Annotated in this window: 20 protein-coding genes and 2 pseudogenes; 15 read left to right on the top strand and 7 right to left on the bottom strand. The window is 58.9% G+C overall.

The window, feature by feature from the left end; all coding sequences use genetic code 11:
- Positions 1-262: 262 nt before the first annotated feature.
- Positions 263-499, top strand: a pseudogene (locus tag CK226_RS35685) (SOS response-associated peptidase); the annotation flags it as partial.
- Here CK226_RS35685 and CK226_RS25790 read toward each other — a convergent pair.
- Positions 496-1155, bottom strand: coding sequence for an ABATE domain-containing protein (locus CK226_RS25790; protein ID WP_245437850.1), 660 nt, complete (start codon positions 1153-1155; stop codon positions 496-498). The pseudogene CK226_RS35685 and the gene CK226_RS25790 sit on opposite strands and share 4 nt — an antisense overlap.
- Before the next feature lie 64 nt (positions 1156-1219).
- Between CK226_RS25790 and CK226_RS25785 the strand changes: the two genes are divergently transcribed.
- Both CK226_RS25785 and CK226_RS25780 read left to right on the top strand, forming a co-directional pair.
- Positions 1220-2251, top strand: coding sequence for an EamA family transporter (locus CK226_RS25785; RefSeq protein WP_142887699.1), 1032 nt, complete (start codon positions 1220-1222; stop codon positions 2249-2251).
- Positions 2136-3260: a branched-chain amino acid ABC transporter substrate-binding protein gene (locus CK226_RS25780; RefSeq protein ID WP_245437849.1), complete on the top strand. Its 1125-nt coding sequence runs from the start codon at positions 2136-2138 to the stop codon at positions 3258-3260. Before CK226_RS25785 ends, CK226_RS25780 begins: the two co-directional genes overlap by 116 nt.
- A gap of 422 nt (positions 3261-3682) precedes the next feature.
- Here the strand turns inward: CK226_RS25780 and CK226_RS25770 are convergent, their stop codons facing one another.
- Together CK226_RS25770 and CK226_RS25765 are read right to left on the bottom strand one after the other, a co-directional pair.
- Positions 3683-3928, bottom strand: a complete 246-nt coding sequence (locus CK226_RS25770) for a hypothetical protein (RefSeq protein ID WP_095790026.1) — start codon at positions 3926-3928, stop codon at positions 3683-3685.
- A gap of 82 nt (positions 3929-4010) precedes the next feature.
- Positions 4011-4739: a Crp/Fnr family transcriptional regulator gene (locus CK226_RS25765; RefSeq protein WP_245437848.1), complete on the bottom strand. Its 729-nt coding sequence runs from the start codon at positions 4737-4739 to the stop codon at positions 4011-4013.
- Positions 4740-5277: 538 nt separating this feature from the next.
- Here CK226_RS25765 and CK226_RS36170 point away from each other — a divergent pair.
- The 3 genes from CK226_RS36170 to CK226_RS25740 all read left to right on the top strand — a co-directional run bounded on the left by CK226_RS36170 (position 5278) and on the right by CK226_RS25740 (position 6665).
- The gene (locus CK226_RS36170) at positions 5278-5478 is read left to right on the top strand and encodes a hypothetical protein (protein ID WP_179296077.1); all 201 of its coding nucleotides are present in this window, start codon (positions 5278-5280) and stop codon (positions 5476-5478) included.
- A complete protein-coding gene (locus tag CK226_RS36165) occupies positions 5478-5717 on the top strand; it encodes a hypothetical protein (protein ID WP_179301131.1) in 240 nt (79 codons plus the stop codon). The genes CK226_RS36170 and CK226_RS36165 overlap by 1 nt, the downstream gene beginning before the upstream one ends.
- A 450-nt stretch (positions 5718-6167) precedes the next feature.
- Positions 6168-6665 (top strand): hypothetical protein, encoded by a 498-nt coding sequence (locus CK226_RS25740; protein ID WP_095790028.1) that lies wholly within the window; start codon positions 6168-6170, stop codon positions 6663-6665.
- A gap of 85 nt (positions 6666-6750) precedes the next feature.
- Here the strand turns inward: CK226_RS25740 and CK226_RS25735 are convergent, their stop codons facing one another.
- Positions 6751-6948, bottom strand: coding sequence for a hypothetical protein (locus tag CK226_RS25735; RefSeq protein ID WP_095790029.1), 198 nt, complete (start codon positions 6946-6948; stop codon positions 6751-6753).
- 801 nt (positions 6949-7749) lie between these two features.
- On the opposite strand from CK226_RS25735, the gene CK226_RS25730 reads away from it, so the two are divergent.
- The 3 genes from CK226_RS25730 to CK226_RS25720 all read left to right on the top strand — a co-directional run bounded on the left by CK226_RS25730 (position 7750) and on the right by CK226_RS25720 (position 12377).
- Positions 7750-8817, top strand: coding sequence for a glycosyltransferase family 4 protein (locus tag CK226_RS25730; protein WP_095790030.1), 1068 nt, complete (start codon positions 7750-7752; stop codon positions 8815-8817).
- Positions 8818-9030: 213 nt separating this feature from the next.
- Positions 9031-11199, top strand: coding sequence for an amylo-alpha-1,6-glucosidase (locus tag CK226_RS25725; protein ID WP_095790031.1), 2169 nt, complete (start codon positions 9031-9033; stop codon positions 11197-11199).
- A gap of 746 nt (positions 11200-11945) precedes the next feature.
- Complete coding sequence (locus CK226_RS25720; protein ID WP_095774596.1) at positions 11946-12377, top strand: hypothetical protein; 432 nt, start codon at positions 11946-11948, stop codon at positions 12375-12377.
- A 451-nt stretch (positions 12378-12828) separates the two neighbouring features.
- Here CK226_RS25720 and CK226_RS25715 read toward each other — a convergent pair whose 3' ends face one another.
- Together CK226_RS25715 and CK226_RS25710 are read right to left on the bottom strand one after the other, a co-directional pair.
- Positions 12829-13041: a hypothetical protein gene (locus tag CK226_RS25715; protein WP_245437847.1), complete on the bottom strand. Its 213-nt coding sequence runs from the start codon at positions 13039-13041 to the stop codon at positions 12829-12831.
- A 448-nt stretch (positions 13042-13489) separates the two neighbouring features.
- Positions 13490-13747: a hypothetical protein gene (locus tag CK226_RS25710; protein WP_095790033.1), complete on the bottom strand. Its 258-nt coding sequence runs from the start codon at positions 13745-13747 to the stop codon at positions 13490-13492.
- A 228-nt stretch (positions 13748-13975) separates the two neighbouring features.
- On the opposite strand from CK226_RS25710, the gene CK226_RS25705 reads away from it, so the two are divergent.
- The 3 genes from CK226_RS25705 to CK226_RS25695 all read left to right on the top strand — a co-directional run bounded on the left by CK226_RS25705 (position 13976) and on the right by CK226_RS25695 (position 15138).
- A complete protein-coding gene (locus tag CK226_RS25705) occupies positions 13976-14443 on the top strand; it encodes an Hsp20 family protein (RefSeq protein WP_095793405.1) in 468 nt (155 codons plus the stop codon).
- Between the two features lie 87 nt (positions 14444-14530).
- Positions 14531-14947: an Hsp20/alpha crystallin family protein gene (locus CK226_RS25700; RefSeq protein WP_143750388.1), complete on the top strand. Its 417-nt coding sequence runs from the start codon at positions 14531-14533 to the stop codon at positions 14945-14947.
- Positions 14941-15138: a DUF982 domain-containing protein gene (locus CK226_RS25695; protein ID WP_095790646.1), complete on the top strand. Its 198-nt coding sequence runs from the start codon at positions 14941-14943 to the stop codon at positions 15136-15138. The genes CK226_RS25700 and CK226_RS25695 overlap by 7 nt, the downstream gene beginning before the upstream one ends.
- 430 nt (positions 15139-15568) lie before the next feature.
- On the opposite strand, the gene CK226_RS25685 is transcribed toward CK226_RS25695, so the two are convergent.
- Positions 15569-17056, bottom strand: a complete 1488-nt coding sequence (locus CK226_RS25685) for a trehalose-6-phosphate synthase (protein WP_245437846.1) — start codon at positions 17054-17056, stop codon at positions 15569-15571.
- 240 nt (positions 17057-17296) lie between these two features.
- Between CK226_RS25685 and CK226_RS25680 the strand changes: the two are divergent.
- From CK226_RS25680 to CK226_RS25670, 3 genes and pseudogenes are all read left to right on the top strand, one after another.
- Positions 17297-17470, top strand: a pseudogene (locus CK226_RS25680) (NmrA/HSCARG family protein); the annotation flags it as partial.
- Between the two features lie 284 nt (positions 17471-17754).
- Entirely contained in the window at positions 17755-18081 is a 327-nt protein-coding gene (locus CK226_RS25675) for a low affinity iron permease family protein (protein WP_095790647.1), read from the top strand.
- A 543-nt stretch (positions 18082-18624) separates the two neighbouring features.
- Complete coding sequence (locus CK226_RS25670; RefSeq protein WP_095793404.1) at positions 18625-19542, top strand: NADP-dependent oxidoreductase; 918 nt, start codon at positions 18625-18627, stop codon at positions 19540-19542.
- Positions 19543-19689 lie beyond the last annotated feature (147 nt).

Genomic DNA, 19689 nt, shown 5'->3' with positions numbered 1-19689 from the left:
GACGCGAGCCGGAACGCCTGGCCGCCTGCCTAGGAGCGGGCGTAACTTTCAGCCTCGAATGGAATGTCAGTGTATTGCCGGATGCCGTTCCGCGAACGTTCCATTTCTTCCCTCGAATGCTTTCGACCGCGTGGTCGGGCGATCCCATCATATCCTCACGATCACGAGGCTGAGGATGCGAAGATCGCGTCGCAAATCGTTTGAATGCAACAATTCGACATGGCCGTGTGCCGCTGCGTCTGAAACCGGCGGCGCTATCCTAAAAAAGCGCAAGGACAAATGGCTGTCCAACAAGCGCGACGCGCATTGCCGGCATCTGGCGCGAGACGACGGATGAGGGCGAAGCATTCTCGGCCCAGACATTGTCTCCAATCATGACCGGCAGATCGTCATCCTCGGCCGGAAAGACTGGGCTGCCTGGCTCGATCCATCGGTCTCCGCCAAATCTCTTGTCAAGCCTTTACCGGCGCGTACGCATTCCGTCGAGCAGGTCGGCTAATCCGACTTCAGGGCATACCCCTTTGCTCGCTGATAGTGGCGATGCGCCTTCGCACGATTTCCACAATCTCCCATCGAGCACCATCGGCGATTCTGCGCTCTGCTCTCGTCGACAAAAAGCCAGCCGCACCCTCTCTCATCCTGACACTGCCTGATTTTGCCAGAGCGGATCCCGGTCAGGAGCTCAGCAGCCGACAGGGTTATCGGAGTTAGAAGGCTCCCCACTCCCTTCGTCGCGCGCCAAGCGTAGTCGCCTGCCCGCCAAGCGAGGGTTGCGCCTACCCCACCAGCGGTCAGGAAATGGTTGAAGGCCTCAAGGTCCTTGGTGCGAGGCGTCTGGCCATCGATCCGCGCAATCAGCAGATTGTAGATCAGTTCGCGCAAAGCGATCGCGCTCTCATAAAGGGAGTTGGCAGCCTCGACGTCGGATTTCCACGCCCGCTGCAACGCCGTTCGTTCGCCACGGGAAACCAGGTCGTTGGCGTGAAACCAGTCCAGCAGAGCTTCCGGGCTGGGGAGCCGTTCTTCAACGTCCGAACGCAACCTCCAGGCCGCCGTGTTCACGAAGCGGATCGCCAGATCCTCGTTCGCCAGATGGCGCTCCGCAACGCGCGTGGCACGTGGTTTTGGAGAGGTCGTGGAACCAATCGGGCTCATGCCGCTTAACCTTACCTAACCTATTAGATGGTTATAAGTTCGATGATAGATGGTTATAAGTTCGATGACCGCTTCTTCAAGAGAAAAGCTTACGATCGTATGCGGTTTTGCCGCCATATATCTCATATGGGGCTCGACATATCTCGCCCTTGCGGTCGCTGTCCAAACCATCCCACCCTTTGCGTTGATGGGCACGCGCTCGATTGTCGGCGGAGTGATCTTGCTGGCGCATTCGAGGGCCAAAGCCGACGACGGCGGTTCGATCCGGTCCTGGCTCCGCGCAGGCCTCTGTGGCGTGCTGTTCTTCGTCGGCTGTCACGGTGTTTTGGCCTATGCCGAGCAGCGCATGCCGTCCGGCCTTGCAGCCTTGCTCCTGGCGACGATCCCATTCTGGATCATCGTCGGAAGAAGCATTCTCGGCAGATCGCACCAGCCTCTTGTCAGGACCATTTTACTGCTGCTTCCCGGCTTGCTCGGAGTCGTCCTTGTTGCATGGCGAAGCGTTGCCGGTCCCGCAGGGCTCCAACTGTCCGACATCCTGCTTTTGCTGATGGCGTCCGCTTCTTGGGCGCTTGGCACGCTCATTGCCGAAGGCCACAACAACAAGGGTTCCTCGGTGGCACTTGCCGGCCGCGAATTGGTCACCGGCGGCGCAGCACTGATGCTGTTGAGCGCGGCGCGAGGCGAACCGATTGGAGCCGTGGCGCAGATTTCCCTGTCATCCTTCCTTGGCTGGAGCTACCTCACGCTCGCCGGCACGGTGGTGGCGTTCGGTTCGTACATCTGGCTGCTCAAGAAGATCTCGCCCGCCCTTGTCGCGACCTACACGTTCGTCAATCCCGTGATTGCGATGTTCCTCGGCTGGGCATTTCTTGGCGAGGAGATCACCGCAACCACCCTGATCGGAGGCTTTCTGGTTGTCGCCTCCGTGGCCTGCCTGCTGGTTGCCAACCGCAATTCCACTCACAAGGAGGTAACTCATGGTCGACGCCACGAAAAACAGCAACGGCGATCGCAAAAGGGTAAGGATCGGGGTCGTCGCCCCACTTACGGGACGTCCTGCCTATCTCGGGATCGAGATGGCGCAGGCAGTTGAACTGGCGGTCGAGGATGCCAACGACGCGGCTGAGGGTATCTTGTTGGAGGCGATCCGGCGCGACGACAAAGGCGACGAGGCCGAGGGCGCCAAGGTGGCGTCAAGCTTGATCGCTGATCAGGCCGTGCTGGGCATTGTTGGGCACTACAACAGCAACGTCACGCTCGCCGTGGCGCAGCGCTATTGCGATGCGTCGATGGCGCTGATTTCACCCATCGTTTCCAACCCGAAGCTAACGGATTCGGGCTGGAACAATGTGTTTCGGTTCACAAACCGCGACGACGTTACCGCGTCCGCCATATCCAACCATCTGACCGCCGAAATGGGGAAACGGCGCGCTGTCGTGGTCAGAACCAACACCGTCTACGGACAAAGTATGACCGACGAGTTTGTCCACGCCTTTCGGCGCCGCGGAGGCGGTGTTGTGCAGGACATCGCTGTAGAGGAAGGAACCACCGAGTTCGGCGCGTTGGTCGGCAGCTTTCCCAAAAATATCGACCTGGTGTTCTACGGCGGCACATTCGAGGGCGCGCCGTTGCTAAAGGCAATGCGGGCGGCGAGGGTACGGCATTTGCTCGCGACCGGGGACGGTTGCTGGGATGGTTGGAATTTCCTGGAGCCCGCCGGCCAGGCGGCCGAGCAGGATGAGGGCGTCCTCGTCCTCTCAGCCTGTCCGGAAATTGGTGTCGTCCAAGGGTCGCGGGAATTTGCTCAACGCTATACGGATCGCTTCGGTCCCCTCAAGAACTATGCCGTAAACTGCTATGACGCTGCGGCACAGTTGCTTGAGGCCATAAGGCTGGCCAAGCGCGCAAATCAGCTTAGCCGACAGGGCGTGATATCGGCGCTCCGGAAAAGCCAATATCGTGGCATTGCATACCCAGACGTCGTCAACTGGGATGCCAAGCAGGACGACATCGCCGCGGTGACGGCTTTGCACGTGGTTGAGAAAGGCCGGTTCAAGCAGATCAGAATGCTTGCTCGAACGACCGAGAAGTCGGCCTTTTGAGCAATCAGTAGCGGACGTTTGTAAGCGAATTGATGCGGCCGGTTGCCTGGGGTTCATTCCACGCCGGTAGGTCCTAGCCGCTCGCCGCGCCTCCCCAATGCCTGCGAACCGGGACTGTGGGACCGAAATTTGGTTCGCAATGTTCGCCTTGCCGTAGGGCCGGTAGCAAGCTCTTTGCTTTAGAGGAGCGATCAGGGAACCCCCGCATCGAACTCCACAGCAAGACCCGCGTCGATCGCGCTTCGAGCTATGTAGTCCCCCCGTTCCCAATCCGTTAGCTCGCAGAGCTCCTTTCTCCGACGGCGTGGATGACCACGTCTATCGAACGCTCGGATTTTTGACATTATCAAGCAGGTAACGGACAACCGTTTGGCGAACGTGCGATGAAGTAAGCGTCGGAGCGACGTCTGCCATTGCAGGGCCTATGAATGAAGCCGTGTTTCAGAGCGATCGGCAGTCATTGCGTCGAAAGCGACAGGAATGCTGTGGAGGATGCATGCCGCAGCCAGTATCTCTTCCAGCTCAGGGTCCGTGGCCTTACACGCCAGAAGCAGTGTTCGAATGGCACGAATTGCCTGTGCGATGGAAAGGAAGCGGGCCTTGCCTCTGGAACGGACATAGGCGTCGGCCGCCCTTTCAACCGTGACGGTGTGAAAACTGTTGGTCATGTGAGTTCCTCCCTGAACCCAAACCAACACGATTTATGGCACCAATTCGTCAACCCGTAAGGGTGTGTCCGATTCGGGACAATCAGCTGGAATCACTGCCGAAGTGACGTTGCTCTTCGTCGCCATAGGCGCCGTGCGTCAGCTTTATCATTCCGGGCCGGTCGACAATGGTGATCTCACCGCGTTTGGCGTGGATCAGCCCCCGATATTCAAGCATTTGCAGGGCTATCGTCACGCCAGGGCGCCGGGCGCCAAGCATGGTGGCCAGAAACTCGTGCGTCAGGTAGATCCTGTTGCCCTCCATACGATCATCGACCATAAGCAACCACCGGGCCAGCCGTTCCTCGATTTTCGAATGGCCGTTGACAAGTGCCGTGCGGGACAACTGGACCAGGAACGCGTGCGCGTAGCGAAGCAGCGAGCCGCGAAGGGACTGGCTTTCTTCAATCGCGTCGCGAAGGCTTTCGACCGGGAGCAACCAACCTTTGCCGGCGACCTGGATGTAGGTTTCGTTGGGGGAACTGTCCCGGCCGAGAACAACCGCAACCCCCGTCATGCCGTCATGGCCAATGATGCCCACTTCGCTTTGCCGGCCGCCCGTCATGGCCGCGACCACCGAAGCGATTCCCGCCTCCGGAAAATAAACATGCTCGATTAGTTGATATGGGACTTCCAGTCGGTCTTTGATGCCCAGTTCGACGTGATGCATTGACGGCTGTAAGAGCGCAAAATCCTCAGGCGAGAGGGCTTGCAATACATGGTTGCGAAGAAGGGATTGGGGCACGGCGCTCTCCCTGACGGGCAAGAGCATGTACCTCTCACTGTCGGCTGCATCCGAAAACACTGGCGGCCGATACAAGCAGAGTAGACCTCATGGGCGCGATTAGCAAATTGGCGTGTACCTCAGTTGGAAAGCGCTTGTTGCGATTCAGGCCTAACTCCTCGCAAACGCATGGTGGCGCGTGCGGAACCCAGCCGGCGAACCGCGCTGCTACGGCCCTTGTTGGGTGGAAGGCGCCCATCTGGCGGACTAGACTGAGCGACCATGCTGGAAACCGCTGGGATCGAACTTATGGATTGCGGAAGGTGGAATCATCTTCCTAAAGTTCGCCGGATCCTCCACGGCTGCGGCAAAGGCGGTGGCTGTGGCGCCTACACTGGGCACTAACATGAGCAGACGGCAGTGCTGTTCCTCACGTGCCATCGCGGCCAGCTGTTTGCTCAATTCCGCTGTTTGGTATCGGATATCACTCCATACCTTTAGGCACAACGAGGCCGAACGCTTCATCAACCCGCGAATCTGATTGGATATGTGCAAACACATCTTGAAAAGCTAGCGCCGCGCACCGATGAGCGTGCGGAATGGCATGCTGTCGGAACCTTTAACCCGAGCGATAGAAGCCGACTTCGGCCAGATGGTTGTAGCGATGCCAAAAGCTCCTTCAGGTACCCGAGTGGTGCGTGCGGCCCAATATCTGGGCACGTCGAAAGAGCACCAGACCTACTGGATCGGCAACCAGGAAGATGCCATCCGCGACTATGCGATGTAATGGGCTACGAGATCGGCGCCACTTACGAGGACGATGGTCGGCCAATGGCCGCCCAAATTAAGGCCACTGCGGAGACCATCGTTGTCTATGATGATAGCCGCTGGGGGCGATTTCAGAACATAGATGGAAGCGCCGGCGTGCGGATAGAATTGTGCGTCGAGCGGTTCATGAACAACGGCAGCGTCGGCTCCGATACCGCCCCGGTTCGATCTGGCCGAAGCGCACGGCCGCCAGATTGACCTCGCCGATTGGCGCAGTTGTGACCCGCGAACCGTCGGAAGCCTCCAGCGCGAACGCTAAGGCACCGTCGTGGTTATGGACGAGCGTCGTAGATCTGCTCGCAACTCCTGAGCTTGCGGATCTCGACCATTCCCGAAGGTTCGCTCTCGCAAACTAAGCGGTTTTCTGGAAATGCCACGACGCTGGAACCTCCATGTCGATGGCTAGTTCATCCCTGACTCATGACATGGGAGAAAACGACATGACAACCTCGGACGAGAACCCCCTAGCCCCACAATCCAAGTCTCCATCACAGCCTGCAACGCCATCCCCGTCCACCCAGAAGGTCTCCGGCGCCGGGCCCGCTCTTTCCGAACATTCCAAGGACGCCAAGGCTCCGAAGAGCGGGCGACAGCCGGGGGCGTACGTCAAGGACTGAGCCGAAAGACCAATAGCCTTGGAGTCATCCCATGCAGATTCTTGAAACGGTCGTCGAAAACGGACCCTTCCCTACAGTGCGGTTCCTGGGCGAAGGCGGCGAGGCGATTTCCGTTTCGCTCGCCTATGACAACGCCCTCGATGACGTGCAACTGATTGCGAAGGCAAAGGTGCTGCTATTACACGCGGCCACGTTCGATGAAACCAGCGCCGCCGACGACGCGAGGATGCGAAGTCAGCCGGAACCGGGCCGCGACGCGTCTTATATCCTCGAGTATCAGGACAAGGGTCACGTGCAGGAGCTCGCAGGCCTTTCGTTTCCCACGCTACAAGCGGTCTTGGCCGAATGCCGGCGTTCTGCGGCTGACCTGTGGCAGCACGCGCTCTCGCGTGGTGAAGCGCCGGTCGGCTGGGCGGTGCGAGCTAAGGATGCAAGCGGTGCGGTCGTCGCGACAGTGGATTATGAGGATTTTCGCACATCAGACGCGGACGTGACTGGCGTAGGCGAGCCCAACTCATCGAACTCCTAGCCATGTCGTGCCGAGGCCCGCGTTATGGGCGGCAATGATCACGTGGAGTCCTCGATGATCACCCGCAGAAAGCGGGCGTTCAACGCTACAGCTGATCGAAATAAGCAAGCCCGAGACGTATTCGCTGGCCCTCTGCGTAGGCCAGGGCGAATGCCTCCAATTCGAATGATCGGAATATCTCTTCGTCGCCGTTGACCACGCGGACGAACCATTCTCCGCAGACTTCGATCACTTCAACGCAAGGGCCGACCTGATCATTGGCGCTTACGGTCACGTTATCCATCGCAAGACCTTAGAAAGCAATGGCGAAAACATGATTTATAAGGGTCGCTCGCAGCCGGGCTCAATATCAAATGTGTGTCGGTGCGTAGGCAGGGGATCGGCGATAAAGCTCGGATCGAGGGGACAATGCTGACCCCGAAGAAGCGTGGAGCGGGCGTATCTCCCGGAAATGTGAATCCAGTACACAGGCGGAACATTCGCACTGCCTGGCAGTTCTAGTTGTATGTCCGCGTTGGCGTTCGAATTGGTCTATTTTGCCGGTCTGTCGAGCCACGACCTGCTAGGCGGTGTCGTGTCCCTGCTGGCATGCGTTGTACTCGTCAACGTCATGGCAAAGGATAGCCCGAATCAATAGAAACTCGCGCTCGGCAAGGGCGTTTGATCGTAATGAAAGCTCGCGGCAGAAGCCTGTGTGAAGTGATTTTCGAGGCGATCAAGCCTCGCAAGAGGCCAGACCAGCCTTCAGGTTGACCACAGGATGCCTAGCTGGGCCGCGCCGGCCGCTTGAGAAGCCGGCGTTCCTGTTGTCTGCTCTCAATAGAATTCGAGGATTCGAAGCGCCCCAATGCCGGGTTGGACCGCATTTTGGTGAAGGTCTCAAGTTTGCCTGAACACCTAGCGGCTTGGCCTACGGGGCTCGAGCCGACCGAGGCCTTGTGTGCGATTACACCGTGTCCGACCGCCAGTCGTTTATCGTAGTTCGGGAACATATTAGTAATTCGAAAGTTTGCGGCGTGGGGGAACAGCCCTCGCATGCGCGTCGGCCCCTCGTCGATTCTTAAGTTGCGGACGCACTTACAAAATGAAGATCGCCCAGATTGCTCCTCTAATGGAGTCCGTTCCTCCCAAGCTCTATGGTGGCACAGAGCGCATCGTCTCGTATCTGACCGAGGAGCTGGTTCGACAGGGCCACGAGGTGACGCTGTTCGCCAGCGGCGACTCAAGGACGTCGGCCGAACTTGTGGCGTGTTGCGACGTTGCGCTACGCCTGAGCCCAGAGGCAAGGGACCCTGTCCCCTGTCACGTTTCGATGCTTGAGCAGGTGCGCAGATGGGCGGAAGCCTTCGATGTGCTGCATTTTCATGTCGACGTCCTCCACTTTCCGGTCATTAGAGAGTTTAGCAGCCGAACCGTTACGACACTTCATGGCCGCCTTGACCTCCCGGATCTCGCACGGCTTTATGCAATGTTCGACGACGTTCCACTGATCTCGATCTCCGACGATCAGCGCCGACCGATGCCGCCGGTCAATTGGCTCGGAACGGTTTATCACGGCTTGCCGGCTGGTATTCTACCCTTGCGTCAGAAGGCCTCGAGCTATCTGGCGTTCCTGGGCCGCATCTCACCGGAAAAGGGCCCGCTGGCCGCGATAGAAATCGCCGCCCGCGCAAGAATGCCGCTGAAAATCGCGGCCAAAATCGACTCGGTTGATCGGGCGTTTTGGCGAGAACGCGTCGAACCACAGGTGCTGCGAAATTCAAACGTTGAGTTCATTGGCGAGATCAATGAAAGGCAGAAGGCGGAGTTCTTGGGCAATGCGGCAGCCTTGCTGTTCCCGATTGACTGGCCGGAACCGTTCGGCCTCGTGACCATTGAGGCGATGGCCTGCGGAACTCCTGTGGTGGCGTTCAATCGCGGAGCCGTTCCTGAAGTGATCGATGATGGGGTGTCGGGATTTATCGTGGAAAATATCGCAGAGGCTGTGAAGGCCGTGCATCGGATAGGTGACCTCGACCGCTCTCGGGTGAGGAGAACTTTTGAAAAGCGATTCACCGCCCAGCGCATGTGCGCCGACTATATGGCGATCTATCGCTCGCTCACGGGCGACAAGCGATGTCCCTCCGAAAAAATAGCTATGCTGGAAACATAGCTGCCCAGGCGGCCGAACCGGCATAAAGCGATCGGCTTGATATCAAGTTTGATTGCTCAAAATCCAAAATTGGCCAATCATACGACACGGAGTCGAAAGAGCCTCTTTGCGGTCAAAGCATGTGCCTGCCGAGGCGGGGCGCTGGTGACGATTCGACGTCGGCGACGATCGACAAGCATGTGGGCTAAGTCTCTTTCGAACGGGAGAGCTGACATGAGCGCTGAAATCGAAGATCGCAAGCTAGACCCAGCTGTGGCGCTGCCGGCGATGGATGAATCGGCACCACGCGAGCCTCATAGACAATTTGCGCTCAAGCATGAGGACTGCTTCATCGTCGCGGACAGCTACGGCGACATACGTGGCACCGGCGATGGCCTTTTCCGCGACGACACGCGCGTACTATCGCGCTTCCGTCTGTTCATCGGCGGGCGCATTCCATCCCTGCTAGGCGCCTCGCTTTCCCAGGACAACATACTGTTTACCGCCAACCTCACGAACTTGGCCACTACGGGGCCCGACGGCCGTGAAACGCTGCCGGGCGTCGTGCACGTCGATCGAACACGGTTCATCTGGCAAAATCGCATGTTCGAGCGGGTCACCTTCACGAATTACTCTGGGCGCGAAGTGCTCCTACCCGTGAGATTCGACTTCGACGCCGATTTTCGTGATATGTTCGAGGTCCGTGGCACTACGCGCAGCCGCCGCGGTCACGCTCATGACGCGCTGATCGGCGAAGCAAGCGTCATGTTTCGCTACGAAGGCCTCGACAATTTGGCGCGCCAGTCGATTATCTCGTTCTCGACGCCGCCTGACCAGATCCAATCCAACCACGCCGTGTTCTTCATTGTAGTGGGCAGGCGTGACGCAAGAGCGCTGTTTGTAGAGGTCGGTCACGACGAAGAAGTCCCCTCCAGCGACCGCTTTCGCGCCGCGGCGGCCCGAGCACGTTTTGCCATGCGCTCGAAGCGGCGTCAGGGCGCCACTGTCTTCAGTTCGGGCCGCGTGTTCAATGACTGGCTTACGCGCACGCGCGCCGACATAGCACTGCTGACCACCGATCTTGAGACCGGACCGTATCCTTACGCCGGCATTCCATGGTTCTCGACCGCTTTCGGTCGCGACGGCGTCATTTCGGCCCTCCAGATGCTGTGGCTCAACCCAGAACTTGCCCGCGGGGTCCTGGCATTCCTTGCTCGTTATCAGTCCACCGAGACTTCGATATTCGATGATTCCGAACCCGGCAAGATCATGCATGAAACGCGCAAGGGGGAAATGGCGGTGCTGCGCGAGCTGCCGTTCGGGCGCTACTATGGCGGTGTCGACACGACCCCGCTCTATGTTTACCTCGCCTGCTCCTACGCCGATCGCACTGCCGATGAGGTGTTTGTCAATCGCATGTGGGATTCGCTGTGTGCGGCCGTGGGATGGATAGAGGACGTTGGAAAGCGTAACGGCGAGGGCTTCGTGACCTACAGCAGGGCGGCGGACACTGGGCTTTTCAACCAAGGCTGGAAGGATAGTGCCGACGCCATATTCCATGCCGACGGCACGATTCCGAGGGGACCGATCGCCCTGGTTGAGGTACAAGGCTATGTCTTTGCAGCCTACCAGGGCATGGCCGCACTGGCAGCCAGACGCGGCGACACGGTCAAAGCAGCGCGCTGGAGCGCGCTGGCAGAAAGTATCCGCAGCGCAGTGGAGAGGCATTTCTGGATGCCGGACCACAATTTCTACGCCTTGGCCATAGACGGGGAAGGCAAGCAATGCGCGGTGCGCGCCTCTAACGCCGGTCATCTGCTTTATGTCGGGCTGGCATCGGCGGAGCGGGCGTCATCAATAGCCGAACAGCTCTTTTCGGGTCATCTCAACAGCGGTTGGGGCGTGCGCACCTTGGCCGACGACGAGGTGCCATTCAATCCGATGTCCTATCATAACGGCTCGATCTGGCCGCATGACACTGCCATCTGTGCCGCTGGGCTCGCCCGCTACCAAGAGCGTGCCGGTGTCGTGAAGCTCATGAGCAGCATGTTCGAGGCCGCGGTTCGGTTTAATATGCGGCTTCCCGAACTATTCTGCGGGTTCACCCGGGCAATTGGCGATGCACCGGTTGCCTACCCTGTCGCTTGTCTGCCGCAGGCTTGGTCGGCGGGGTCGGCCTTCATGATGCTGCAAGCCTGTCTGGGAATTCGGATCGACGGGTGGAACCGTACCATCGAGGTCGACCGTCCACGGTTGCCAATAGGCATCGACAATATCGTCATTCGTCACCTGGCCGTAGGGGAGGAGAAAGTCGATCTCACTTTCGAGCGCGTCGGTGACCACATTGTTTGTTATCTCGATGAGCGGCATGAAGGGCTCGTGCCGCTGGAGGTGCGCTCCTAGCTTGCCGGTCGCTGAAATACTTTTGTACTCCGACATTCGAACTGAGCCAATGTGAAGAAACCTAGAGCCGCGACTGTCGAGAGGGTCAAGGAAATCGAGCGTCGCCTAGTCCTCGATAATCTGCTTCCGCCGTGATCGCGACGATAGCCGAAATCGCTCGGGATCTCCTGAGCTAAGACGTGAGCAAAGCCGGGCGGGATCCTCAGAGTTCCCAGCACCAGCCGAACGCAGAACAGGTTCTTCGTAGACATGCTGAACCTCCTGCCGGCCACGCTGGGGTCATTGCGCCCATGGCAGCTCCAAACATGGCTCCTTGAATCGCGCCTAGTTTGTTCGATTTGACGCTATGCCCGTGTCGTGTCGAGGTCCAGCGCCACTGGAAGGGCGACTGACGTCATCCTATTCGCGGAGATCAAGAATGTGGGGCAACGGGCTTGAGGCTTCGCAAAAGGATGGCGGCAAGGGCTCAGACACGGTCGATTTGGGCGTTAACGGCCTAAGAAAATTCGAGAGGCCCGGCATGGGTGGGACTGAACGAATTGCTCGCCATCGACTCTGCGCGGCCCACGGATAGTCAAGGACGAGCGTTCACAGCGCCGCCAATGAAAGCGGCCGGATCAACGAGCCCTGCCATTCACCTGCAGCTGGCCAATTTTATCGCTGATCCGCACCGGGCCCGGCTCTTGTCAGGACGTCGGTGCGCGATAGTTTTGCAGGGTGGGGACTTCAATCGACGGGAGCCTACCATGAAACATCAAACGCTAGACCAACTGCAGACAATCGCGAAGGTTCAGCCTTTGTCGACGTATCCGTTCATGACTCGCCAACAGCGCATAGAACGTTGGGCAGCGCTGCTGGAAAAAGACCCAGATCGGTGCCTGGGTGCCCTTACCGGGACCGAGCATCTGAAGCGGGAGGCCCGTGATTCTTCACGCTGTCAGGGCTCGCCTATCACTGTGGCCTTTGATGATCCGGTGTTGCGGGAGCTGGGCCTGCGGGATGATTCTTATGGAGAAGCCAAGCGGTTCTTCGAACTGACCGACTGGCAATTGCATAGCATCGTCTGCAGTTGCCACGTCGGCACAACATTTAAGGCTCAGTGGGCCGCCGCACGGGTTCGCAAAACGATCGGTGGCAATAAGTTCCTTGAATGGCTGAGCGAGAAACTGTGGCACTAAAGCCTTTTGATAGTCAGGTGATGCTAAGGTCGATGGTGCCGCTTGGGGTTGGAGATACATCGTCTTCCCGGTCATTACATAGCTGGGAATCCATCGAGTACCCACATCAGGACCTAATGTAATGTGATCCGCATACAGTTGCAGTCCGCCGCGAAAAAGCGCGTCCCTAGAAGACTTGCCCGCTATCCCTCGGGAGCGGGCTTTTTCTTCTACACTGGCCCGGCAGTTGAAGCAGGACGCTGACGAACCAGGTACTGCCGGCACGTGCGCGAACAAGAGCTTGGCCACGTCCCAAGACGCCACCCAATGCGCGCTCGATCAGGCTGGCAAGAGACGCGGACAGACGTTCGGGACGCGAATTCGTTCGCTCCTGTGACCGCTGCCTTGGAGATCGCTCTCAAATGACCACGAAAATTAGCAGCTGAGACCTACTGAGGCAGCTAGTTATCGATTAGCGCGCCTGCGAATCCTTGGCGATCCAGCCAGAGGTCAAAATGAGGGATGCTTCAAACACCTTTGCCCCATTTTCGCCCCGCACTTTGACCGTCAGCTTGAAAAGATCGCGGTCGGGCATCTCGTCGCGCGCGACATCCTGGAGGACGCGCAAGGCCTCGTCCCTGGCACTTTCCTTGGAGGCAAATAACTGGCCATTCTCGTCCAGCACCGGCCCCTCGCTATTGTAGACGTCAAAGAAATACCGGTCCATTCAACGCTCATCTGCAAAGCACCTTAGCTCAATACCTCTCCTTCGATCTGGTTCCTCTTCATACTGGCATTTAGGTGAAATGCAGGCAGATTTGGACTGTCTGCCGTCGGGAATAAAATCAGGCTGCGGGCATTGAGAATAGTTGAACCCCTGTACTTGCAGCCCGGCCAGCACAATGGTCTTTCTGATGACCGAAGGTCGATGCTGGCAGAGGTTCGTATTAGGCGGAAAGAGATTTTCCGTCGGGCACATGGTGTCGGTGGGGCTCGACCAATCTACAGCACGTCGCTCGTTGGGGGGCCAGCAGCGCGCTACAAAGTTATCGAGAACGGTGGCAGGCAATTCACGTCCTTGCAGGTACCCGGAGACGGCGCGGTCGAACCTTAGCGCTCCACGCGGTCTTTAATCAGTTGTCGGCGCCCGGCTTCAGCTGGGCCTGATGTGCTATATCGTCTTCATCATCGTGCTCGATCAGGTCGATCAACCCTGCGACCCGTGTTCCTGGCAATGCGCGTCCCTGGCTTATCAACGCCTCATCCCCGACCGTCCATGCCAATGCCTCTCTCAACTCTTCGAGCGAGGCACCGGACGCGATGATTTCCGCAATCGTTGAGTCGTCGATCGGTCCAAGGACCGAGACGACGTCTTGGCGTGTCATGGTCATACTTACCTCCACTTGAAATCCCAACAGAGCAAATGGGTAGTGGTCGGGGCGCTTGCCAGCAGCTCTTCGAAACGGTCGCCAAAATGGGTGTTAAAGACGCCTCTTGGCGCGGCGGAAATCGATTCCCAACTCATGTTTGTCGGTCGCCGTACAAGGGCCGACGTGTCAGGGAGCGCCAGGCTTCTTGGCGTTCCCTCGTATCTATGTTGCTCCAAGGAGGATGTAGCTATGAGAACAAACGTGGACTTTTCCCCCTTCTATCGGTCGAGCATCGGCTTTGACCGCATCTTCAACTTGCTCGAAAACGCCAGTTCGCCACAGAATGCGGACAACTGGCCGCCTTACGATATCGCCAAGCTCGGCGAAGACACCTATCGAATTGTCCTAGCGGTGGCCGGTTTCGGTGAAAACGAGCTTATGATCACGCATCTGCCGAATATGCTGGGGATCGAGGGCGCCAAGACAGAGAAGGACGAGGTCCAGTACCTACATCATGGCCTGGCGCTGAGGCCGTTCGCGCGCCAATTCGAACTGGCCGACCATGTAACCATAGTCGGGGCGAAACTCGAAAACGGTCTGCTGATCATCGACCTCAAGAAGGAAATTCCCGAGGAGATGAAGCCGCGCCGCATCGCGATTAATGTCGAGACCGACAAAAAGGCGGCCTCCAAGCGCATTGAAAGCGCGGCGGCCTGATCTTTGGCGGTCGGCCTGCAGCAGACACCCCTTCCTGTCGTGGGTGGGATCCGGGTGCGACCCATAAAACGAAAAGGAGAAGGACAAATGAGCGTACGGAACTTGATTCCCTGGAGCCGTGGCGGCAGCCAGGCACCGAGCATTTATCGCGGTGACGACATGGATCCGTTCCTGTCGTTGCACCGCAATGTCAACCGGCTTTTCGACGAGGTGTTCCGCGGTTTTGACACACCTTCGGTTCTGGGCCGCGTACCCCCTCTCAACGGGACTTGGCCAAGCGTGGAGTTCTCGGAAACCGATAAGGAAATCCGGGTGACGGCCGAAATCCCGGGCCTCCATGAGAATGACATCGAGGTTATGCTGGATGATGGCGTCCGGACGCTTCGCGGCGAGAAGAAGGCAAAGACCGAGGACAAGGATCGCCAGTGCTTAGCCCCGACACTCGCAGATAGCGAGGATGGTGAAATGACGCCCAACAGTGAAAGAGCGATCATGGGATGCTGAATCAAGCTTGCCCAGTATATGCTGGCGCGGTGAGAAGCTGCAATTCCTCGATTGCCGGGCAAATGCCACCCGAAGAGGCCCGGCAAGCATTTGTCAGCTTTGCCAGAATGGCAGGGGTGCTGGCACAATCCGATCATTCCGCATCGGCTGGAGCTGATGAAAAGACGCCGGTTGCTCCGCGCGAATCCTGATCTGCCAATCACCGCTCGTGCATGGTGCCAAGGGCAAGCTGTCGGCTTGAACAGCCGCAGAACGGCGTACTCCCGCCCGCCGGTCTGACCGGTATGAAGACGAGACAGGCCGTCAGCTGTCTTCCGACCCAGGCCTGACCAGTTGGAGCACAGGGCGAGGGGTCTGTTCCTCGCCCACCTCAACAATCGGCAGTGCGACAAAGTCGGGCGGACTGGTCAACCGTGGCTGCAAGAAAACCGGATGCAACCCCTCTCCCCGTGGCGCTGCAAGCTCATGAAACTGCAACAGCGATATCTTCATGGCGCTATTCCCGTATATCTTCCCTGTAGCGGCAACGTCGCAAGTTGGCGCTCGTTTCATGCCGCCGAAGAAAATCTCGCCAGGACCCGTGCGCGATGAGGATATCCGGTCGGTCACTGCCAGGCCACGCTAGCTCCTGTTCGCCAGCGCCTCGAGAAATGACTTCCTCCATTGTGCCGCGTCATTGCGCCGGATGCTCTCAATCAGGGCACCGTGCCTTGCAAGTCTTTCCTCGAGCGGCATGGCCAGCGCTCTTGCTATCGCATCGGCTACCTCGTCGACAACATAGGGGTTAACGATCAAGGATTGCGCAAGCTCTTCAGCCGCGCCTGCAAAACGCGACAATACGAGGACCCCGGGATCGGCTGGATCCTGGGCGGCTATATATTCTTTTGCGACGAGGTTCATTCCATCTCGAAGGGGTGTGACCAGTCCGACCTGACTGGCCCGCAACAGACCGGCCAGCCGCGAGCGCGGAACGGTGCGGTGGATGTAGCGGATCGGCGTCCAGGTCAGATCCGCATATTTTCCGTTTACGGAGCCAGCGGTTGCCTCGAGCTGAGCGCGTATTTCCGCATACGCTCCCACCTCTTCTCGCGTGGGTGACGCTATCTGCAGATAGGTTACCGCCCGCTCGTGTTCGGGGTGCCTTTCGAGAAGGCGCGCAAAGGCCTGCATGCGGCCGGGCAGTCCCTTGGAGTAGTCCAGCCGGTCGACGCCGATAATCTGCTTGAGACCAAGAATCTGGCGGCGCATGGAATCGATCTGGACATCCGCGGCCGCCTCGTTAGCCATACGTGCGAAGGCGTCGACATCGATGCCTATCGGAAAACTGCTCGACAGCACGGTTCGGCCATTGCTTTTGGCCACGCCGCCGATGTCGAAGGTTGTCGAACTTGTCGCCCGAACGGAGCGCCGAAAATTTGTCACGTCCGTCGCGGTCTGGAAACCCAGCACGTCGTATTGGAGCAGATCAGCGATGAGTTCTCCGTGGTCAGGCGTGGCGACAAACAGGTCCGGCGGCGGGAACGGTATATGGAGGAAAAAACCGATCCGATTTACGAATCCGAGCCGGCGCAACTCCGTAGCCAACGGGATAAGATGGTAGTCGTGAACCCAGATCAGGTCATCATTGCCTGATAGCAGTCGCGAGAGCGCCTTGGCAAAGCGCGCATTGATCTGCCTGTACGCATGCCGAAACTCGCTGCGGTGTTGTACAAGGTCGAGCCGGTAATGGAAAAGCGGCCACAGCGTACTGTTGGCATAGCCGTTATAGTAGAGCGAATACTCCCGCTGCGGCAGCGTCAGTGCGGCCGTCTCGATCTTGCCCACGCGTTCGAGGTGGATCAGCGGTTCGTCGCTCGCGGCTGAATCATGGTGCCCGACGCTTGCCCCTAGCCACAGCCCTCCACGCTCGGCCAAGGCATCGACGACGCCCACTGCAAGCCCCCCGGCTTGTGCCAGATCGCGTACATTCCCCAGCCGATTCGAGACGACAACCAGACGTCGCGATATGGCATTATTGGTGGTCTGTCGATCGCCCAACGCGGCCTCACGCTCGGCGAAATCGCTAACCGTCTGCGAAGCTTCGGTCTGGGTTTCGTTCGGTGCCTGCAATACGAGAAATCCTAAGCCTGAAGATCGCCTGAGAACGGTCCGCCCATGCGATTGTTCCACGCAATTTGTTCTATCTCTTCGATTGAGCGCTACACCAGTACCCGGCTCAATTCTGCCGGTCACGGGAGCAAACGCTGACCACAGCTGGCCTTGCATTAGCGGGCGGACCTGGCTGCGGACTGTGAAACGCCAAGGCGAGGAGCGTTCCCGGCTTTCAGCGTTTTCGTTGGATAAGATCGTCTGAAGCAGTTCATGCCCGCCTGGATGGCCTATGACATGAGCCTGATGGGCGAGCGCTTCTTCACCGAAGGGATGATGCCTGAGGCCGGCGACGTCTGGCACCGTACTGCGCCTCAGGGCCGCGCGCTGCGCCCATATCGCGACTTCGCCTCAGCGATCGCTGCTGCCGCCTGATGGAAGACGAGGGGACTTCGAGAGGATCATTCCACGGATCTTTTCGACCGACCGGTGCGGATAAAATCCGAAGGCGAACCTCGCGTTGACGCGCTAGCCGGATCGATCCAGCAACGTGCGAATGGCCAAACACTTGAAACGTTCGACCGCTCTGCGGGGCCAGACCAGACACTGGCGGACCTCACGGGCCTCCTTCGATCTCAACGAATGACCCCGGAAGTTCGCCACGGACGACGGAACAAACTTTCCCCAAACTGGTTGGAAAGCCAGGTTGGGATCAGGAAATGAATGCCTCCAGCATCATCACGCAAGCCGGTACGCTGACAGCGAGGCCATGGGCATTTCTGATCCTGGTGGTCTACGCTGTGCTGTGGATCGTTTTCGAACGCAGCAGCTTTGATTGGCACGGCGCCGCGACATTGGCCACCTGGGCGATGACCCTTTTTATACAAAGAGCCGAGCATCGAGACACGCAGGCCATACAGTCAAAATTGGACGAACTGCTGCGCGCCAACAGCGCGGCTAGAGACGAACTGACACAGATCGACAAGAAGGAACCAGAGGAGATCGAGCGCCAGCGGGAGGCCGAGCGCCCCCAAGCCGGAGATTGAAGATTGGCTTGCAAGGCTCCAATCTGGTTACCTCGCCAAGGAAAATCCCGGCACAGCCATCCGGCGCTGCCGATGGGCTGCCCTTTAGGCTTTGTAGGCCCGCACCACTGGCGAAGCGATGCGGGCCTGGCCAAGGCTTCCCGCCCATGGCCAGCAGCGCGAGGGGACGCTGCCGCCATATGTAACTGGTTGTGGAAAATCAGGTTCCGCACCCACCTGAAAAAGGCCCGCCACCAATAGGCAGCGGGCAGGGTCTGGAGTGGCTAGGGATCAACCCAGCATGACGTTAACGAGCGGCGGAGGGTTTCGTTGCGTCTGTATGCTGGAAGGGGCAGGGGAGGGGTAAGCGCCAGAGTGCAGGAAGCTCTCCCGGCGGAGAGTGAGAGGCGGGTCGAATTTTCGGCGACGGGTTGAAAGAGGAAGGAGAGGCCTTCGGCGCCGGTCGCGGAGAACCATGATGACTTTCCAAAGCAATCGGGGCCATGCTGTCGCCCAGCGTTCGAACCTCTATGATCGGATCAAATCACCGAGGAGACAATTCCCATGAAAGCGATCGTAGTGACGGACCAGGCTGCAGGAACGGCCGGGATGAAGCTGGTGGAGCGGCCCGAGCCGCAGGCGGCAATAAACGACGTCGTCGTACAGGTTCATGCAGCGGGATTCGTCAACACCGAACTGGAATGGCCTTCGACCTGGGCCGATCGAGCCTTCCGTGACCGGATGCCGTCGATCCTCGGCCATGAGCTGGCCGGTGTGGTCACTGCACTGGGTTATGGCACAAAGGGGCTGACGGTCGGGCAGCGGGTGTTCGGCCTTGCGGATTGGCATCGCGACGGCACGCTCGCGGAGTATGTGGCCATGGAGGCACGCAACCTCGCGCCGCTGCCGGGCGATTTCGACTTTACGGTGGGCGCGAGCCTGCCGATCTCGGGCCTGACCGCGTGGCAGGGGCTGTTCCAGCATGGCCGCCTTCAGGCGGGGCAGAGCGTTCTCGCGCATGGCGCGGCCGGCGCAGTCGGATCGATGGTGACGCAGCTTGCGCGAGAAGCCGGCGCTTATGTCATCGGCACCGGACGCGCCGCAGACCGCCAGAAGGCGCTCGACTTCGGCGCAAATGAATTCGTCGACCTCGGGAACGACACCCTGGAAGACGTCGGCGGCGTTGATCTGGTATTCGACGTCATCGGCGGCGACATCCAGAAACGGTCTGCAACGCTGGTCCGGGCAGGAGGAACGCTTGTGACTGTCGTAGGACCAACGGATATTCGACCTGCAGATGGCCTGACGGTTGACTTCGTCGTCGAGGCTGATCGAAACCAGCTTTTTGAGATAGTTCAGCGGATCCGGGATGGACGACTGCGGACGAATATCGGCAAGCTCTCGACCCTCGACGACGCTGTTGCGACCTTTAACTCGACCGAGCGCCGCACGGGCAAGACGGTTATCCGCGTCCGTCCGTGAGCACTCTTGGGGAGATAGGACGGTTCGTCTCTCCCCGATTATCGTATCACCAAACAAGCAACGAGGACATGGGAAGCAGAAGGCGCTTTCACGCTCCAGTGCGAGCGCGGCCAGACAACCCGAACCCGACGATCGCCCGGCCGCTCA

It is taken from the genome of Mesorhizobium sp. WSM4311, assembly GCF_002295115.1.
Lineage (GTDB): Bacteria > Pseudomonadota > Alphaproteobacteria > Rhizobiales > Rhizobiaceae > Mesorhizobium.
Note: the sequence above shows the minus strand (reverse complement) of the source record. Positions and strands in the feature narration are given on the sequence as shown.

Bases quoted from the DNA above. Each gene is read 5' to 3' on its own strand.
- CK226_RS25735 (WP_095790029.1), bottom strand. From the start codon at position 6,948: ATGGATAACGTGACCGTAAGCGCCAATGATCAGGTCGGCCCTTGCGTT.
- CK226_RS25675 (WP_095790647.1), top strand. From the start codon at position 17,755: ATGAATGCCTCCAGCATCATCACGCAAGCCGGTACGCTGACAGCGAGG.
- CK226_RS25780 (WP_245437849.1), top strand. From the start codon at position 2,136: ATGGTCGACGCCACGAAAAACAGCAACGGCGATCGCAAAAGGGTAAGG.
- CK226_RS25740 (WP_095790028.1), top strand. From the start codon at position 6,168: ATGCAGATTCTTGAAACGGTCGTCGAAAACGGACCCTTCCCTACAGTG.
- CK226_RS25790 (WP_245437850.1), bottom strand. From the start codon at position 1,155: ATGAGCCCGATTGGTTCCACGACCTCTCCAAAACCACGTGCCACGCGC.
- CK226_RS25720 (WP_095774596.1), top strand. From the start codon at position 11,946: ATGAAACATCAAACGCTAGACCAACTGCAGACAATCGCGAAGGTTCAG.
- CK226_RS36165 (WP_179301131.1), top strand. From the start codon at position 5,478: ATGGGCTACGAGATCGGCGCCACTTACGAGGACGATGGTCGGCCAATG.
- CK226_RS25700 (WP_143750388.1), top strand. From the start codon at position 14,531: ATGAGCGTACGGAACTTGATTCCCTGGAGCCGTGGCGGCAGCCAGGCA.
- CK226_RS25670 (WP_095793404.1), top strand. From the start codon at position 18,625: ATGAAAGCGATCGTAGTGACGGACCAGGCTGCAGGAACGGCCGGGATG.
- CK226_RS36170 (WP_179296077.1), top strand. From the start codon at position 5,278: ATGAGCGTGCGGAATGGCATGCTGTCGGAACCTTTAACCCGAGCGATA.
- CK226_RS25710 (WP_095790033.1), bottom strand. From the start codon at position 13,747: ATGACCATGACACGCCAAGACGTCGTCTCGGTCCTTGGACCGATCGAC.
- CK226_RS25725 (WP_095790031.1), top strand. From the start codon at position 9,031: ATGAGCGCTGAAATCGAAGATCGCAAGCTAGACCCAGCTGTGGCGCTG.
- CK226_RS25730 (WP_095790030.1), top strand. From the start codon at position 7,750: ATGAAGATCGCCCAGATTGCTCCTCTAATGGAGTCCGTTCCTCCCAAG.
- CK226_RS25765 (WP_245437848.1), bottom strand. From the start codon at position 4,739: ATGCTCTTGCCCGTCAGGGAGAGCGCCGTGCCCCAATCCCTTCTTCGC.
- CK226_RS25705 (WP_095793405.1), top strand. From the start codon at position 13,976: ATGAGAACAAACGTGGACTTTTCCCCCTTCTATCGGTCGAGCATCGGC.
- CK226_RS25695 (WP_095790646.1), top strand. From the start codon at position 14,941: ATGCTGAATCAAGCTTGCCCAGTATATGCTGGCGCGGTGAGAAGCTGC.
- CK226_RS25785 (WP_142887699.1), top strand. From the start codon at position 1,220: ATGACCGCTTCTTCAAGAGAAAAGCTTACGATCGTATGCGGTTTTGCC.
- CK226_RS25770 (WP_095790026.1), bottom strand. From the start codon at position 3,928: ATGACCAACAGTTTTCACACCGTCACGGTTGAAAGGGCGGCCGACGCC.